Below are 18,071 nucleotides of genomic sequence, written 5' to 3' on the forward strand. Positions count from 1 at the left end.
CTAAAAAACCTCCAAATCCACTTTTTTACCTACTAGCTTAGTACTTACATGCAAAAGTATCAGTGTAATAATTATCATAAATACAGATAATGCTGCACCGAAAGGCCAATCACGAGATATTAAAAATTGATTTCTAATTAAATTGCCTATGAGCATTACCTTGCTTCCTCCCATAAGATCACATATATAAAATAATCCAAGGGAAGGTATAAAGACTAAAATACTTCCAGCTACAATTCCAGGCTTGGTAAGCGGTAAAGTTACTGTTAGAAATGCTCTAAGAGAAGTTGCACCTAAATCTTTAGCTGCTTCAATGTAATTTTTATTAACTTTTTCTATAGATGTATAAAGTGGTAGTACCATAAATGGAAAAAGAGTATATATCATTCCTATAAGTACAGCTCCATAAGTATACAACATTTCAATAGGTTCTTTTATAAATCCCACTTTAATAAGTAAATTATTCACAAGTCCCTCTGTACTTAAAAGTGTCATCCAAGCATAGGATCTTATAAGAGAGTTAGTCCAAAAAGGGACAATTATAAGCATTACAACAAATATACGAAACTTTTTTGGTATTTTTACTACAAGATATGCAAATGGATATCCTACAACTAAAGTAAATAAAGTAGTTATAAGTGCAATTAATAAAGAATCCATAAATACCTTAAGATACAGTGGTGATATAATTCTTTTATAGTTATCCAGAGAAAATACGAAATCAATTCCACCATTTGTCCCCCTTTGTAGAAAGCTTATAAATATAACATAGCAAATTGGCGCCCCCATTAAAACTATCATCCAAAGAGATACAGGCCCTATAAAAAAACTTTTTTCAAAATTTAATAGTCTCTTTTTTTCAATCTTCAACTTACCATCACCTTGCTTGTTTGATTAATCTCATCAGTATTCTCCTTATTATCTATTATAATAGCGTCCTTTACATTCCAATATATCCATAAAGTTTCATTAATTTCTGGTATTCTTGAATTTCTATCATAATTATTGGATACAATTTTTCTTCCATCTTCTAAAATAAAAGTGGTTCTTATATTAGAACCTAAATATACATTTTCTTGGGCTATTGCCTTAATACTAAAATTTTCAACTTGACTTAAAGAATATTTAATATTTTCAGGTCTAACTAAAACAGACACCCTCTCTCCTAAATTGAATGCTTTATTTAAAGCAGCAAGTTTAAACTCTCCAGTTTTCAATATAACCCTATCTTCAAAAATATCTTCCACAGTTGACTCAAACAAGTTGGATTCACCTATAAAACTTGCTACGAACCTGGTTTTAGGATTTTCATATATATCTCTAGCGTCACCTACCTGTTCTATAGATCCTCCATTCATTATAACTATACGGTCAGACATATTTAATGCCTCTTCCTGATCATGAGTTACATATACAAATGTTATCCCCAGTTTTTTTTGAAGCATCTTTAATTCTATCTGCATTTGTTTTCTTAATTTAAAATCTAGAGCACCTAAAGGTTCATCTAAAAGCAATATTTTAGGTTTATTAATAAGTGCCCTTGCAATTGCTACCCTTTGTTTTTGGCCCCCGCTTAACTGAAATGGCATTCTTTTTTCGTAATTACCTAACTGTACAAGCTCTAGCATATCATTAACACGTTTTTTTATTTCTAACTTTTTAACTTTTTTAATTTTTAAACCATAGGCTACATTATCAAATACATTCATATGGGGAAAAAGAGCATAATTTTGAAATACCGTATTAATATCCAACTCATAAGGTTCCCTATTTTCTATAGGCTCTCCATCTAAGAGAATACTTCCAGCAGTGAGTTTTTCAAAACCTGCAATCATTCTAAGTGTAGTTGTCTTTCCACAGCCACTTGGTCCAAGGATAGTTAAGAATTCACCTCTTCTAATATCAAGTGAAATATTTTTTACTATTCTTTGTTCATCAAAAACTTTTGCTAAATTAATAAGTCTCAGAATACTTTTCAATGTTTCCACCTCCATATTATGGTATTAAAAAGCTTCTGACTCTTTACAGAGACAGAAGCCCACTTCTGCGATCTTTATTCACTCTGCTATACTGTTTTGCCATACTGTATTGTAGAGAATAAAAAATTTGTAAATACAGGTTTTAATATCAATTCCTACTGTTTTACTCACATTTAATTATATGGTTATAATAACATATTCAAACATTTTAGTCAATTATTTTATACTATTGTATTACCAACTATTGTTATTTTAAAAAAGTCTCAATAATATTATCTTTTAAATTTTTAACCTTTAATTCTTTACCATAATTAGAACTATATAAAATAAATTTGTAATTGCAAACTCCCTTATTGTGTTGGAAATAATTATATGATAAAGTCACAGATTGTATAGTCGACATCTTTAAAAGAGATTGAGTCTTATTAAAACTATTATGGCATATACAAACCAAATTTCTATTTATCCCCAGTGCGGTATTTTTAAATTCCATATGTCCTATAATAAATAATATTATAAACATGACTATACTAAATAAAATAAAGCTTGGTTTGGTAAACGCAATTATCCAAGTGACAATTATCCAAAATATAATTTTCTTATAAAAAAATCCAAAATATACATTACTAAGAGGTTTATTAAAATTATCTTCATATAAAAATTCATTAAGTAAATCTTTTAATATTCTATCTTTCAATTGGCTATTACATATGGGATATAATATAGCTTTTTCTCCTTTTTCATCTCCGTATCCAATACTTTCTATTTCTATAGTAAAATAGCCAAAAACCTGCATTAAAACGCTCTGTTTAAGATGTATTCCTTTAATCTTTTCTCTATCGAAACTATAATTTTTCTTATTTAAGGCTCCATAATTTATGGAAATTTTATTATTATCAGCCCACATCCTAAAATTATAATATTTTATAAAATTATATATAATAGACAAACATAAACTTACAAATAATATAATACAAACTATAATTACTATTATATAAATTTTTTCATAAAAAGTTACATAATGAAACCCTCTAAAATATCTAGATGTATCAATATTAAGTTTAAGTAATTTTTTAACACGTTCCTCAAAAAATTGCTGTATAGCAAGCAATATAGCTAGTCCCTTAAACAGCGAATTAGATATAATAGAATATATAAATAATTCTTTTGAACCTAAACTATAAGATTCCTGTTCATATTTATTTTTAAGTGTATCCGTATTTTCCTTAAGCAGTATATTTCTAATCGCCTCAGCCCTACCTCTATTTAAAGTGAACTTCAATTCATTTCCATGATCCTTTGCATCTCCTGTATCAATTTTTATAGTTGCTACATTAAAAATTTGTTCAAAAAAATTTGTTGAAATGTCCACTGTATTGATTTTTTCTAAAGGAACTTCTATTTTTTTTACGCTAAAAACCCCTTCTTTGTGATAAATATACTTTTCTCTTATTATAAAAATGTTTTTTCTCCATTCTATAATCTCATATGCTAGAAGTAGTATTAATAAAATTACTGCAGTTAAAATTCCTAATCTAAATCCAATCCACTTAATTAAGAATCCTGATGCAAAAATAATTCCTATCATTTCTTTTAATATTGTGCCTAAACTATAAAATAATTTAAAGAAATGATTTCTCTCTATCCTATCCAATTTTATCACCCAATTCTATAACATTTTTAAGGTTATTTGCGACTTTTTCAGCATCTTTCACAGCTATAGCAGGGATTTTATGTGTACCCCCTGCCGTTATAATATTTACAGAAGCTATTTTACACATTCTTTCAATTGGTCCCTGTTCTATTTTTAAATTCTGAATTCTAGAAATTGGAATTATTGTTCTTTTTCTTATGATTATGCCTTCTATAAGTTCAATTTTATCTTCAAATATGCCATATTTCCACTGCTTATACTCTAAAAAAGGCCATATAAAACTATCCAAAATTGAAACAAATATTATTATTGCAGTTAAAAAATTTAAAATACATTTTAGTACTTTCATATCTTCAATTCTTGGCATTAAAAACAAATTCATACATAGCACATATAAAGCTATAAATATAACACTAATTACTGTTCTTCCAATAATCCATGATTTTATAGCACTTTTATCAATCTTATCATAATTCATAGTTAATCTCCTTTACATATCTAATGTACTTGCTTGTACACTAATTAGTTTTGCCTATATTATATATTACATAATTAAATTTTACTATTTTAAAATTTAATAAATCCTTTATAATTATTATATATTGACGTTTATATTTGTATATCATAATATGTAAATGTAAAGATTGAAATATAGAAATATAGTGAGGTAGAACTATGGACAATAATTATAAAGAGTATGCCGATACTGCTGAGCTTCTTAAGGTACTGGCACATCCTATTAGACTATGTATAGTCAGAGGGCTATTAAATAAAGGCTGCTGTAATGTTACACACATGCAAAATTGCCTTAAAATTCCTCAGTCAACTTTATCACAACACCTACAAAAATTAAGGACAGCAAAAATTATAGAAGGAACTAGAAATGGACTTGAAGTTAATTACAATGTTTGTAATAAAACAGCTATTGATTTAATTCATGTTTTATTTAAGTAATTTCAATGATCTATAGGGTTTCAAAGTAGAAAGTTAACTTATACCAGCCATATACTAACAAATTTCATCACACCAAAAACTTTTTATAAGTCTAAAGCTCGGTATTTTGAAAATCTAAAGAAGCCTATATAAACTCGTACCTCAGACATATATAAGCTTCTAAGATTTTCTAAAATACCTCACTAAAATTTATAAAAAAAGTTTTTAAGTGTGATTTCCATTTTGTTAGTATATTTTATGTATAAGTAACTTTTAAATTGAAAACCCTATATATATGTTTTCTAACTAAAAAATAACTTATGCGCAGAGATATTTTTACAATAAATAAACATATTTAACGGTGCTTGTTTTTGTAAAAATATTTGGAGCATAAGTTTATTTTTCGTTTAGAAAACTATAATAGATTATTGTAATTTCAAAAATATTAAATTTAAAACTTATTGAAGTAAAGCTGCAATAACGCTGCATTTTAGATCTTCTGTAGTGTTAACGAAAGAAAATCATCCATAACTATTAATTCTTAATTTTTAATTGTACTTTAATAGCTATACAGGATTTTTTCTTAATTTTACTTCTTGTTTACTTGGATAAATGGTATCAGAATATATATAATCTACCCCCATTTTAGCAGCTCTTTTAAAATCTTGTCTTCTGTCAATTGTCCAACAAAATACCTTTAATCCATCTTTATGAGCCAATTGTACAATTTTCTTATTAAGAAAATCATATCTGGAGTCTAAAGCCACAGCCCCTATAGATTTTGCATACATATAACCATGGAGTCTGCTATTTGGATTTATAATTGGCATTATACGAATCTCATTATCCTTACTTTTTAAATATTCTAAAGCTTGATAATTAAATGAATGAACAATAACTTTTTTTTCGTAACCATATTCATGGATAATATCTAAAAATGTATTAATATCTCTATTTCTTCTACTTAAAAATTTAATTTCAAATATTGGCACAAGATTGTATTTAGAGCATTCCGTCAATGCTTCCTCAAATCGAGGTACTTTTAAATTAGGATATTGAGCTATATTTGCTCCCTTATCAATCTTAAGCTCATCTATTTCGTCTGACGACTTTTTTGTTATTGGTCCCCTTCCATTAGTTGTTCTATTAAGTGTAGGATCATGGAGTAAATATAAAACACCATCGGAGGAAGAGCATACATCTAATTCTACTCCCCAATATCCCATTTTACCTGCAATATCAATAGCAGGAATGGAATTTTCAGGAGCAAATTTATTTGCTCCACGATGGGCTATTACTATAGGTTCATTTTGCATTACAGCATTATTGACTTTTTTTGGTATCTTGTTCTTTCTTTTATAATTTATATTATTTAATTTGTTAATTCTTATATTAGACGAATATTTAAGAGAAAGAGAACTGGTATTGTAATAAAAAGTTACAGCCATAACTTTTAAAAGTAATACAGTAAACAATATAAGGATAACATTTGTAAATACCTTTTTATAAATACTATTACCCCCCTTATTGATAGAGCTTTAAGCTTAACTAAATATTTTAGCAGATTTAACTTTAATTTAAAAATACCATACTAGACAAGAACATGATTTTTTTCATCATTTCTCTTTTAATTCTACCATAAATTATCTATAATAGTCTAATTTATAAAAAATATATATAATAATTTTACTACATTACCTAAGCTAGTAATAAGAAGTATTTTACTCTTATCAATAACTATTGTTACGCAAATATTATTTTTTATATATAATAAGATAAACTCATTAAATTTGTGTATTAAAGATATCATCTTTATTAAAAACATAAAAAAGTTTCCAGAAAGGTAAACTTCCTAGAAACTTTTTTCCAAAACATTACTTCATATCTTCTACTTCTTTTTCAATACTATTAAAATCTACATCCTCTAATTTAATAACTTTTGTACTATGCCTTTTTTTATACCATATCCATAGACCTAAGAATAAAGGCAGTCCTATATATGAAGAAATAACTCCGCCCCAATCTATTTTAGCTTCTCCAAAATAAGTAATACCTTGGCCCAAAATAACCACAATACAAAGTACAAGTGCTATAATCGGACCCAGTGGAAATAATTTAGCCTTATATTTTAATTTACTAAAATCACGTTTTTGTAAATTATAAGCCTTTCTAAAACGGTAATGGCAAAGTGCTATTCCAACCCATGCTACAAATCCTGCTAGTCCTGAAGCTGCTACCAGCCATACATACACTGTAGTTTCTGCATAAAATCCAGTTAAAAAACAAGCAGATGCCACTATAGTAGTAAGTATAAGTGAATTTACTGGTACTCCCCTTGAATTAACTTTTGCAAAACATACAGGTGCATTTTTTTCTTTAGCCATAGAATATAACATTCTTGTTGAAGCATACATTCCAGAATTCCCTGCAGATAGAACTGAGGTTAAAACAACTGCATTCATAAGAGAAGCTGCCCCTGCTATACCTGCCTTTTGAAATACCATCGTAAAAGGACTTGTATCAACTCCTGCATTCATATAAGGTATAAGAGCTCCTACTACAAATATTGTGCCTATATAAAATAATATTATTCTCCAAAATACAGCATTAATTGCCTTTGGTATAGTTTTTTCTGGATTTTCACTTTCTCCTGCTGCTATACCTATAAGCTCTGTGCCTTGAAAAGAAAATCCTGCAATTAAGAAAACTAAAAATATAGATTTAAAACCACCTACAAAAGGTGCATCTCCTACTGTAAAGTTTTTAAATCCTACAGGTTTTCCATTAAATATTCCACAAATAGTTGCCACACCTACAATTAAAAATACTATAACTGTAAAAACCTTAATACCTGCAAACCAAAATTCTGATTCTCCATAAGCTTTTGCAGACAATAAATTAAGTCCAACTATAAGTACTAAAAAACATACACTCCATATAATAGATGGTACACCTGGAAACCAAAATTTCATTATCAAGGCCCCTGCTACCATTTCTGTTGCAACAGTTATAGCCCAATTGTACCAATAGTTCCATCCAAGTGCAAACCCAAGTGCCGGATCTACAAACTTAGTAGCATATGTACTAAAGGAACCTGAATCAGGCATGTACGTTGCCATTTCTCCTAAACTTGTCATTAAAAAATAAACCATAACTCCTATACAGCCATAAGCCACAAGTGCTCCTCCGGGACCCGCCTGTTTAATCGTAGCTCCTAGAGCTAAAAATAACCCTGTTCCTATAGCTCCGCCCAAAGCAATCATATTTAAATGCCTGGCTTTAAGACCTCTTTTAAGTTCATAGGTCCCCTCTTGTTTTTGTTCTGCAACACTCTGCATTTTTTTCCCCCCTTATCGGTTTTTAATTTCCGATAAGTGATATAACTAAGACGGACATAAGGTGATCATAAAAATAACCTTGAGAGTACACTCAAGGTTATATAAAGACATATTAATCCTATAACGAATGATAGCTCTCCACAAATTAACCTTGTGACAGTTTTACATATATTTTATGTAAACCCAATTATTTAGCATTAAAGCATCTGCTAAATAACTTCGGCAAAATTTCCTTTCAAGTTGTATCATAGTGCTTAACTCCTCAACTCTACTCTTAAATTCTGCACCTCTACCTCAGTTATTCACTTATATTAATATATTATGAACTAAAACTTCAAGTTAGTCAATAGATTTTGTACTCTAAAGTACATTTTGTAAAAATATTATTGAATATGCAAAAAATATATCAGATTAATCGTCAGGTACATTAATTCCTGCCATTTTCATAAGATACAGAGCATTTCTCGTTTTCGATGCACCCCTATGTAATTTATAATCAAACTGTATTTTATTATCTTTATAATATTCTCTAAAATGATAATTTTTTACTCTTTCATTACTTTCACTCTCTATATCACATAATTCCAAATCATGAGTTGATACCATACCACAGGTATTAGAATCCATCAATTCATTTATAAGTATCTTGGCTCCAGTGTGCCTATCTATGGAATTAGTACCTTTAAATATTTCATCTAATAAGAAAAAAATATTTTCTCCCCTATTAGCAGCTTCTACAATAGATTTTATTCTCAAAATTTCTCCATAAAAAGAAGATATATTTTTTTCTAAATTGTCACTTATTCGCATACAAGTGTAAATACTCATTATAGAACAACAAAATGATTTTGCACGAACCGGTGCCCCCGAATAAGCAAGTACTAAATTTATACCTGCTGTTCTTAAAAAAGTGCTTTTCCCAGACATATTTGATCCCGTGATAAGTGCTACTTTAGAATTTTTATTCAAATCCAGATTATTACAAACTGCCTTATCCCCTAAAAGAGGATGTGCCATAGAATCTGCTTTTAAAACCAAGGATTTATCCAAAATCTGAGGCATTGTCCAACTTGAATGGTCAAATGCTATAACTGCAAGACTACTCAACATTTCAAATTTTCCAACAGTTTCAATCCAATCATAGAGTTCCCTACCATTTTCTTCTCTCCACTTTTCAAAGGCAAACATACATTGATAATCCCAAAGGAAAAATATATTAAGTATTATATATGCAAGATTCTGGCGCTGAGATATGCTCTCTGATATCTTTTTTAGCTTATATATTTCTTCTGCTGCATTTTTTAATTTTCCATTTTGTTTTTTTAATAGCATACTTTTTAAGTCATTTAAGTAATCACACTGAAATTTTTCTTTGCATATTAAGGATATAGTTTTTTCATAAGATCTTATATTACTTTTTAAATTAAAAACTGTGTTTAAAGTGCTAAATCTGTTTTTAGCCCCTGGTAAAAGTAAAATTATTTGAACTACAAGTGCTGCATACCCTATAGAATTATTAAAAAAGTGAAATACAAAACTCATAAACAAAAGCATTATAGTTACAATAGGAATTATTTTAAATACAACTATAATGTATTTATTTCTGTATGTTGAATTCTTAGTTGAAACTATTTCTTTAAGCTTTGAAACACTCTCCTTATTATCTTCTATGGATGAACTTTGTGCCTCTAAATGCTGTCTCCACTTTAATTTACAGGACAATTCCAAAACTGCACTTTGTCTTTTTTCTATATCTTTAGAATTTCCTAAAGGTGAAGACAACACATTTTTTAAATTTTCCTTTCCAAGATAAGTATTACAGCAATTAATACATTGAAATAATGAGTTTTCACCAAATATATCAAGATCCCAGGAATAATTATGTTCTACATTCTTAAAATTTTCTCCTTTTTCGTTAAATTCTTTCCAATCACCAACTATTCTTTTTAACGAATTACAATTTATTTCTACTAGCTTTTTTGTAAAATCTGTATTTTGTTTTAACTTTTCATGGATTCTTACAGCAAGTACAAACAATATAGCTGAAACCAGGAAAATGCTTAAACTCATATAGTGATAGTTTTTAATATAGAAACCTACTATAAAGATTATTCCTAGCAAAAATATTAAAAAACGTAACCTACTTATACGTACTACAGTAGAACTTTGACTTTTCACAAGATGATCGTAATGTTTTTTTCTCCTGCAGTAGATTTTTTCACTTTCCTTCAAATATATTTCTCCTCTTTTCTTACTACGTCTATGTTTCTATTTGCTATTTTTCAGCCTACTTAATTTTAACTCATCAAAATAATCTTTTATCTTCAAATCCATACCTAATATATGACTTGATATCCAATTGTACACAAAATCTAGAATATTCAAAATTGATTTTTGTATATCTTCATCCATTTCATCTAAATCCAAGCTCTCTATTTTTTCTATAAATTTATCATGCACTCGTTTTTGTTCCGAATAGCCTGGATAGTCATACATTTGCATAATCTTTTCCTCATCCTCAAAATGATAAACAGTATACTCTTTTAGATCGTCAATTAAATTCAAAATATCACCAAAATAGTCCACGTGATTTTCATTGACAGCTAGCTCATATATAGACTGTCCTATTTCAAATAACTTTTGATGCTCATCATCTATTCTCTTAATACCGCAAGCATATTCATCTTTCCATTCAAACATAGTATACTTCCTTTCTAAATATTTTATCGTAGAATTTTGTAAATAAGTTTAATTTCTATAACTTACTGATTGTGCTGCTTCTGTACATATTATAACAAAATTTAAATTACTAAACTACTACTAATTTAAAAAGCCGCCGGAATAATACCGACGGCGTAAAGGAAATAAAAAATTATTCACTTATTTGATCTGTAGGAACTATTTTTACATAACCCTTCCTGGAATTACTGCATCTAATATTCCAATGACTATTGCTGCCAAAATGGCTCCTACTATGGTAACTCTCATATATGGAACTAAAAATTGAGTTAAATATAATATTACAGCTGCAATTACAAAACCTTTTATTCCCTTTCCAAAAGGAGACGCATCTATATTCATAAATCTTTCCACTAAATAATCTATTAAACTTATTACAACTGCTGCAGCTACATATGACCATAATCCTGATATCTTGAAACCAGGTGTTAAAAATGAAGTTATTGCCAGTACAACTACCGTTAAAACAAATCTTAATATATAACCTCCCACTGTAGATCTTTCGGGTTGTTTATTTGTATCACCCATGGAAGTCACTCCTTTTTCAATAAAATATTTATTCCCTTATATTTTTACCTAAAACATAAAAAATATTTAAAAATAAAAAACTTTTTAAATAGAAGTTATAACTATTTTATTTTAGATAAAACTAAATTTAAAATGAATATTGACAAAATTTAAGAAAAAAGGTATAAGTAATATTGTCTGTATAGTAAATACTTATAAATTACTAAAAAGGAGTGTAACAATGAAAACATTTCAAACTCTTATTGATGAAACTTTACAAGCCAAAGATTTAGATGAGTTGGAATCCGCTGCAGATCTATTTCAATTTGGTATAGAAAAAGGATATTATAATCAAAGACAGTCAAATGAATTTAACACTACATACTGGAAAATAAAAAATAAATATTTGGCTTATGAAATTGCAAATGAGATAAAATACAGTAAACTGGACATTTTGACTATAGTTATTAATGCACCAGTGAATATAAAGGACAATAAGTCAGAACTTTTAAGCTATGTAAATGGCCGTATAAAGGCACTTAGAGGTAAAATATCCGGAATAAAATAGTGCAAAAGCCAGATGAAACTATCATCTGGCTTTTACCTATACTCAATATCTTATTTTAAGCCCTGTTCATAGGCCTGAACCATCTTTTTAACCATGTTTCCACCTACGGAACCTGCTTCTCTAGAGGTAAGATCTCCATTATAACCTTCTTTTAAATCTACTCCTACTTCTCTAGCTGATTCCATTTTAAATTTATCTAAAGCCTCTTTAGCTTGTGGAACTAAGACTCTGTTTCCTCTACTGTTTGCCATAATTGTTCCCCTCCTCATTTTTAAATTATTTGTTTTGTATTACACTATCAGTTTGCTCCATATAAAAATTATTACTCTATAAAATTAAATGAAAATATACTATATTATAGGGTATTTAGAAACTTTTATAATCGAAATTTTTTCTCTACTATACTATGGAAAGCCATAAATTTAAAGCTTATTGAAACTTTGCATGATTAAAGTAGTATAATAAATATAAGCTAATTTTAAAAGTAGGTGATTTTGTTGTATAAAAAAGGAGACTTTCACTTACATACTAATGCCTCGGATGGTAACTTATTTCCGGCAAAACTAGTATGCATGGCAAAACGAGAAGGTGTTGATATTATTGCAATAACAGACCATGACACCTTATCTGGTATAGATGAAGCCTTAATGGAAGGGAAAAAAATAGGTATTAAAGTTATTCCTGGAATAGAACTATCTACCTTGTATGAAAATAAAAGCGTTCACATACTAGGGTATTTTAAAGATATCTCTCATATATCTCCAAAGTTTAAAGACTTTCTAAAAGAAATGAACTTATACAGAATAAATAGAGCAAAAAAAATAGTAAATAATTTATATAAATTTTTCAATATAAAACTTGATTTTGAAAGCATATTAAAGATAGCTAATGGAGTTGTAGCAAGACCTCATATAGCAAAAGCCATAATAAATGCAGGTTATAATTACAGTTTTGATTACATATTTTCAAATTTTATAGGGGATTCCAGTCCTGCCTATGTTCCAAACAAAAAACTTTCTACAACAGAAGGAATAAAAATGCTTATGTCTTTAAATGCTATGGTTGTACTTGCCCACCCTATACTTATAAAAGATATAAATATAGAAGATTTAATTAAACTTCCCTTTCATGGTATAGAAGCTATTTATCCTGCTAATAAGGTTTGTGATACAGAAAAATTCATAAAGTATGCTAAAAAGTATAAAAAAATCATAACTGCAGGATCTGATTTCCATTCTGCAAACAAAAAAAGTTTAAAGCACGGTCATACTATAGGTGAAGTTTATTTAGATGAAAATCAAATAAATGATTTCTTAAGCAAACTTAAAAGTTTATCTGATGACTACCTACTGTAACACTCCCACGCACACAGTGAAAGCGACTATCACCAAATCAAAGATTTGGGATATCTGCTTTTCTATCAAAGTGGGAGCTAACAGTAGCTACGCCCCTATATAATTCATCTAAACTTAGTGGGAGAAACAAAGTTCCACTAAGTAAGATTCATTGATAGTTTTTAAAACAATCTACAGTGGGGATGTTGTAATAACAATTCTTAAATTGCTTAACAACATCCCCTTTTATAGATAAATGTGCTTAAAAGCATGTATACATGTTAAAATGGCTGACATACTAATTAATTAGTGTAACAGAACTTCTCTACAGATCATTTCTTATATCTCTTTTAGAAATGCAACGTATCCTTTTACCGCTTCATATATATCTGCTTTACTTGCTACTTCCCAAGGTGCATGCATATTATGAAGTGCTATCCCACAATCTATAACTTGCATATTGTACTCCGCTAGTATATAAGCTATAGTTCCGCCACCACCCTGGTCTACCTTGCCAAGTTCTGCAGTTTGCCAGGACACATCGTTTTTATCCATTATATTTCTTATTTCAGCTATATATTCTGGATTTGCATCATTACAACCTGATTTTCCTCTTGCACCAGTATATTTGTTAAATACTACCCCCTTTCCAAAATATGCTGCATTATTTTTGTCCATTACAGAAGGATAATTTGGATCAAAGGCAGCGCTTACGTCAGAAGACAGCATTTTCGAATTCGTTAAAGCCCTTCTAAGTTTTAAATCGCTATATTCTTCGCATAGTGACATTACCTCAGCTGCTGTATTCTCAAAGAATCTTGATTGCATTCCTGTAGCTCCTACGCTTCCTATTTCTTCTTTATCTACTAAAAGAGTAACACATGTCTTGTTTGGATTTTCTATTTTCATCATAGCATCAAAAGAAGTATAGGCACATATTTTATCATCATGGCCATAAGCCATAACCATACTACTGTCAAGTCCAAAATCTCTAGCAGGTCCTGCTGGAACTACTTCTAATTCTGCAGATACAAAATCCTCTTCTTCTATTCCATATTTGTCATTTAAAATTCTTAATATATTCTTTTTTACTCTATTTTTATCTTCTTTGTCCTCTATTGGAATACTTCCAATTAGAACATTTAAATCTTCCCCTTCTACAACCTTATTTCCTTTCTTATCCATCTGGTCTCCTGCAAGATGTACAAGTAAATCAGATACTCCAACTACAGGATCTCCATCCTTTTCTCCTATTACTACTTCTACCTTAGTTCCATCTTTTTTTATAACTACACCATGAATAGCAAGTGGAAGTGTAACCCACTGATATTTCTTTATACCTCCATAATAATGGGTGTCAAACAATGCAAGGTCAGTATCCTCATAAAGGGGATTTTGCTTTAAATCAAGCCTTGGAGAATCTATATGAGCTCCAAGTATTCTCATCCCTTTTTCCATATCTTCAGTACCAATTACAAAAAGAGCTAAATTCTTATCCTTGTTATTAGCATAAACCTTATCTCCTGGTTTTAAAGGGGATTTCGCATTCATTATATCCTCTATATTTTTATATCCATTTTTTTCAGCTCTCAATATAAATTCTTTTACGCACTCTCTCTCTGTCTTGCATTTAGACATAAATTTTTCATAGTCATCTGAAATTTTAAAAAGTATTTTAAAATCTTTTTTTGAATATTTGTCCCATGCATATTTGTATTCCTTAGTTAAATTTTTTGACATTTTATCTCTCCTCTTCTATATTAATGTTATCGTATTAGCAAATAAATGTTACGCTTCACTTTATTAACAATTATATTCTATCACAAAATACACCAATATATTTATATTTTTGAGAGGACAGAGGACAATTGTTTCGCAATTTTTTTAAACTGTGAAAGTTACTAACTAATTAATAAGCAGCCAACCTTGTATATCTATATTAAAACCACTTTTTCCTCTTAAATATACATATAAGAATGACTGCCACAATAAACATAATTATTACTACGTAATGACATCCATTTTCTATCTCCATAAATGGTATTCCTTTTAAGTTCATACCATAGATACTACTTATGAGATCTAATGGTAAAAATATAGTAGCTATTACAGTAAAAACTTTCATGAGTTCATTGGTTTTATTTGCGGTTTCAGATTCAAAAGCTTCCCTCACTAAAGCTAGATCTTGAACCAAACTTTCAATACAAAACATAAGTTTTTCTATTTTTCTATTTAAATTGCTAAAGTATTCTAAGACGTCCTTTTCTATTACCAGATTGTCATTCATAACCAAGCTATCTCCTATGTATATAAGTGGATTTAAATATTTTCTTATTTTATAAACTTGCCTTCTCAGGGTTATAAGACTATCTATCTGATCATGTTTTGGGTTCTTTAAAACATCTATTTCAATTTTATCTGCTTTAACCTCTAGTGCAGATATTATATCATAGTTCTTTATAACTATTCTGTCTAAAATATAGTAAAGTAATATAGATGCTCTCGAATTATCCTTTAGTAAAAAGCAATTTTTGGAGTCATATATATCTTGTATTAGATCATCTAATATATCAATCTTATCTTTGTATACAGTTATTATATACTTTCTACTTAAAAATACATTCAATTCTCTAGGAATAACTATTTCTTCTACATAATTGAGTACATTAAGTATTATAAAGAGATACCCATTGAAAAAATTTATTTTTGATACTTGTGAAAAACTTTTACATTCCTCTATACTATCTCTATCTATGTCTACAAAATCCTTTAACTTTTCAATTTCATCTGCATGAAGTAATATCCAATAATGGCTGCTTGTAAAATCAATTTCTTCCGTAACTTCTTGAAAACCATTATCTATATCAAGTATTTTCATAAAAACACCACCAATGTAAACATAAAAATAAGTTCATTCTTATTAGTGTGTTAATTTTAATTAGAAATAATTCATTACTTGACAGATGTAATTTTATGACAAAAAACTATAGTATAAAAATACTATAACAGTAGAATTAAACAAAATAAAAAAAGTATTGTCCATGAACCCTCTTAGCAATATAAAGGACGCAATACTTTTAATATCTAGTTATAAATATTTTAAATAGATAATATAATAACATTGTAAATATTTTAATCAGAAATGATACCATCTATAAACATATCATGTTCTTCCATTGGGACTTCATCTAGTACCTGAAACCTATATGCAAGGGCAATTTTTTTGGAGTCCTCCCTAAGCTTTTTAAAGAACCTATCATAATATCCTCCTCCATATCCAACTCTCCCACCTCTTTTATCAAAGGCTACTCCTGGAATATAACACAAATCTATAGAGGATTCCTTTACTTTAAATTTTGTATCTTCTGGTTCCAATATACCATATGCCCCACTTTTTAATTCACTAAAATCATGTATTCTAACTGCAATCATTCCATCCTCTTTGGATATAACTTTAGGAACACAAATATTTTTTCCCTGCTCAAGTGCCTTTTTTATAATTCTATGAGTGTCCACTTCACTTCCATAACTTACAAATATAAATATACTGTTAGCCTTATTATATTCTTCACTTTTTATAACCTTTTGAAGTACGCTATTGTCCAATTTTCCTTTTTGTAAATTAGATAATTTATTTCTCTCTTCTTTCATTTTCTTTCTTATAATATTCTTATCCATTCTTCTTCCTCGCCACCTCATTTATTCTTTCACTTATTACATCTACAGGAGTTACATTTGATATAAGACTGTATCTGTAATTTGCTGCAGCGGCCTCTATTATGACTGCCAGGTTTCTTCCTGGTCTAATTGGAATTTTCAATTTTCTTACAGGTACATTTAATATATTTAAATACTCCTTGTCTATTCCAAGTCTATCATAATTTTCATCTTCCTTCCACTGTTCCAGATATATTATCATATTAATATCCTTTGCCTTAAGTACAGAACTCAATCCATAAAGGGCAGGTATATCAATTATCCCCATTCCTCTAACTTCTATCATCCCTGAAGTAATATACGGCGATGTTCCATGAAGCACCCCGTCTATTTGCTTTATATCTACTGCATCATCTGCTACTAAACGATGTCCCCTTTTTATAAGTTCAAGTGCAGTTTCACTTTTTCCTATACCACTTTCTCCAGTTATAAGTATTCCAATACCATAAACATCTACAAGCACGCCATGTATCCTTGTTTCAGGTGCTAATTTGTCATCTAAATAATTCATAACCTTATTTATAAACCTTGTAGATATACTATCAGTTCTTAGTATCCACCTTTTATTCAAGATAGCACTCTCTAAAAACTCCTTATGGGGTGCTAAATTCCTAGTTATTATGGTACATGGATTGTCAAATTCAAAATATTTTCCCAGCCTTTTTTTCCTAAGCTCAGGCTGCATAGCATCTAAAAAACTCCATTCCGCCTTACCCACTATCTGGACTCTCTCATTAGCATAATAATTATAAAACCCACTAAATTGAAGTCCAGGTCTATTTATATCGCTTTCCTTTATTTCGTTTATATTTTCTCCTCTATTTATAACTTCCAAATTTAAATCATTTATAATATCTACTACTGTTACTGGCATTTTCTCACCTCTTAATTGAGTTCATCTTCATTAGATTTTGGCTGTATAGCTCCAAGTTGAGCTCTTAAATTTTTCTTTATATTGTTTATATATTTCTCTCTAAGTCTTCTCTGTTCCTCTTTTTCATCTTCTGTAAGTTGTGAAGTTTTACTCTTTTTATAAAGAAAATTTATTCTTTCAGTTAATTTGTCCATTTTATAGCTGCAGCTCCTAACTTTATAATTTATATACTTATTCAATTTTATTTTCCACAAATCACTCCATATTGTCAACTATTTTTATAACAGTTAATATAGTAAGTTTATAAATATGATAAAAACTTTTAGACATTATTTTGACTTGTAAAATTTATCCATGGTTATTTATATCAGTATATGAAGACATTTTTTTCTTTTTTCCACATTTTCTCCACAGAATAATCCACACCT

18 protein-coding genes and 1 riboswitch are annotated in these 18,071 nt (G+C 29.0%); of the genes, 3 read left to right on the top strand and 15 right to left on the bottom strand.

Going from position 1 to position 18,071, the window contains the following annotated elements; genetic code table 11:
• The 4 genes from CLJU_RS10675 to CLJU_RS10690 all read right to left on the bottom strand — a co-directional run bounded on the left by CLJU_RS10675 (position 1) and on the right by CLJU_RS10690 (position 4,111).
• Positions 1-870 (bottom strand): ABC transporter permease, encoded by an 870-nt coding sequence (locus CLJU_RS10675; protein ID WP_013238825.1) that lies wholly within the window; start codon positions 868-870, stop codon positions 1-3.
• Positions 867-1,979 carry an ABC transporter ATP-binding protein gene (locus CLJU_RS10680; protein WP_013238826.1) on the bottom strand — a complete coding sequence of 371 codons (1,113 nt, stop codon included), beginning with the start codon at positions 1,977-1,979 and terminating at the stop codon, positions 867-869. Before CLJU_RS10680 ends, CLJU_RS10675 begins: the two co-directional genes overlap by 4 nt.
• A gap of 247 nt (positions 1,980-2,226) precedes the next feature.
• Positions 2,227-3,642 (bottom strand): PH domain-containing protein, encoded by a 1,416-nt coding sequence (locus tag CLJU_RS10685; protein WP_023161733.1) that lies wholly within the window; start codon positions 3,640-3,642, stop codon positions 2,227-2,229.
• The gene (locus CLJU_RS10690) at positions 3,626-4,111 is read right to left on the bottom strand and encodes a PH domain-containing protein (protein WP_013238828.1); all 486 of its coding nucleotides are present in this window, start codon (positions 4,109-4,111) and stop codon (positions 3,626-3,628) included. Before CLJU_RS10690 ends, CLJU_RS10685 begins: the two co-directional genes overlap by 17 nt.
• A 197-nt stretch (positions 4,112-4,308) precedes the next feature.
• Between CLJU_RS10690 and CLJU_RS10695 the strand changes: the two genes are divergently transcribed.
• Positions 4,309-4,587: an ArsR/SmtB family transcription factor gene (locus CLJU_RS10695; RefSeq protein ID WP_013238829.1), complete on the top strand. Its 279-nt coding sequence runs from the start codon at positions 4,309-4,311 to the stop codon at positions 4,585-4,587.
• 545 nt (positions 4,588-5,132) lie between these two features.
• On the opposite strand, the gene CLJU_RS10700 is transcribed toward CLJU_RS10695, so the two are convergent.
• From CLJU_RS10700 to CLJU_RS10720, 5 genes are all read right to left on the bottom strand, one after another.
• The gene (locus CLJU_RS10700) at positions 5,133-6,041 is read right to left on the bottom strand and encodes a glycerophosphodiester phosphodiesterase (protein WP_029170036.1); all 909 of its coding nucleotides are present in this window, start codon (positions 6,039-6,041) and stop codon (positions 5,133-5,135) included.
• 399 nt (positions 6,042-6,440) lie between these two features.
• Entirely contained in the window at positions 6,441-7,904 is a 1,464-nt protein-coding gene (locus tag CLJU_RS10705) for an amino acid permease (protein WP_013238831.1), read from the bottom strand.
• Between the two features lie 123 nt (positions 7,905-8,027).
• Positions 8,028-8,204, bottom strand: a riboswitch (Lysine riboswitch).
• A gap of 111 nt (positions 8,205-8,315) precedes the next feature.
• On the bottom strand, positions 8,316-10,136 hold the full coding sequence (locus tag CLJU_RS10710) for a MutS-related protein (protein ID WP_013238832.1): 1,821 nt from the start codon (positions 10,134-10,136) through the stop codon (positions 8,316-8,318).
• A 36-nt stretch (positions 10,137-10,172) separates the two neighbouring features.
• Positions 10,173-10,604, bottom strand: a complete 432-nt coding sequence (locus CLJU_RS10715; RefSeq protein WP_013238833.1) for a bacteriohemerythrin — start codon at positions 10,602-10,604, stop codon at positions 10,173-10,175.
• 204 nt (positions 10,605-10,808) lie between these two features.
• A complete protein-coding gene (locus CLJU_RS10720; RefSeq protein ID WP_013238834.1) occupies positions 10,809-11,171 on the bottom strand; it encodes a phage holin family protein in 363 nt (120 codons plus the stop codon).
• Between the two features lie 220 nt (positions 11,172-11,391).
• On the opposite strand from CLJU_RS10720, the gene CLJU_RS10725 reads away from it, so the two are divergent.
• Positions 11,392-11,718: a hypothetical protein gene (locus CLJU_RS10725; RefSeq protein ID WP_013238835.1), complete on the top strand. Its 327-nt coding sequence runs from the start codon at positions 11,392-11,394 to the stop codon at positions 11,716-11,718.
• 50 nt (positions 11,719-11,768) lie between these two features.
• Here the strand turns inward: CLJU_RS10725 and CLJU_RS10730 are convergent, their stop codons facing one another.
• A complete protein-coding gene (locus tag CLJU_RS10730; protein ID WP_013238836.1) occupies positions 11,769-11,969 on the bottom strand; it encodes an alpha/beta-type small acid-soluble spore protein in 201 nt (66 codons plus the stop codon).
• A 246-nt stretch (positions 11,970-12,215) separates the two neighbouring features.
• Here CLJU_RS10730 and CLJU_RS10735 point away from each other — a divergent pair, with 246 nt between their 5' ends.
• Complete coding sequence (locus tag CLJU_RS10735) at positions 12,216-13,073, top strand: PHP domain-containing protein (protein WP_013238837.1); 858 nt, start codon at positions 12,216-12,218, stop codon at positions 13,071-13,073.
• Positions 13,074-13,391: 318 nt separating this feature from the next.
• On the opposite strand, the gene CLJU_RS10740 is transcribed toward CLJU_RS10735, so the two are convergent.
• From CLJU_RS10740 to CLJU_RS10760, 5 genes are all read right to left on the bottom strand, one after another.
• Complete coding sequence (locus tag CLJU_RS10740; RefSeq protein ID WP_013238838.1) at positions 13,392-14,792, bottom strand: aminopeptidase; 1,401 nt, start codon at positions 14,790-14,792, stop codon at positions 13,392-13,394.
• A 199-nt stretch (positions 14,793-14,991) separates the two neighbouring features.
• Complete coding sequence (locus CLJU_RS10745) at positions 14,992-15,930, bottom strand: magnesium transporter CorA family protein (protein WP_013238839.1); 939 nt, start codon at positions 15,928-15,930, stop codon at positions 14,992-14,994.
• 254 nt (positions 15,931-16,184) lie between these two features.
• Positions 16,185-16,730, bottom strand: coding sequence for a 5-formyltetrahydrofolate cyclo-ligase (locus tag CLJU_RS10750; RefSeq protein WP_013238840.1), 546 nt, complete (start codon positions 16,728-16,730; stop codon positions 16,185-16,187).
• The gene (gene hprK / locus CLJU_RS10755) at positions 16,723-17,643 is read right to left on the bottom strand and encodes an HPr(Ser) kinase/phosphatase (protein WP_013238841.1); all 921 of its coding nucleotides are present in this window, start codon (positions 17,641-17,643) and stop codon (positions 16,723-16,725) included. The genes CLJU_RS10750 and hprK overlap by 8 nt, the downstream gene beginning before the upstream one ends.
• An 11-nt stretch (positions 17,644-17,654) precedes the next feature.
• Positions 17,655-17,837 (bottom strand): DUF896 domain-containing protein, encoded by a 183-nt coding sequence (locus tag CLJU_RS10760; RefSeq protein ID WP_013238842.1) that lies wholly within the window; start codon positions 17,835-17,837, stop codon positions 17,655-17,657.
• Positions 17,838-18,071: the final 234 nt, after the last annotated feature.

The organism is Clostridium ljungdahlii DSM 13528, assembly GCF_000143685.1.
Classification (GTDB): Bacteria; Bacillota; Clostridia; order Clostridiales; family Clostridiaceae; genus Clostridium_B; species Clostridium_B ljungdahlii.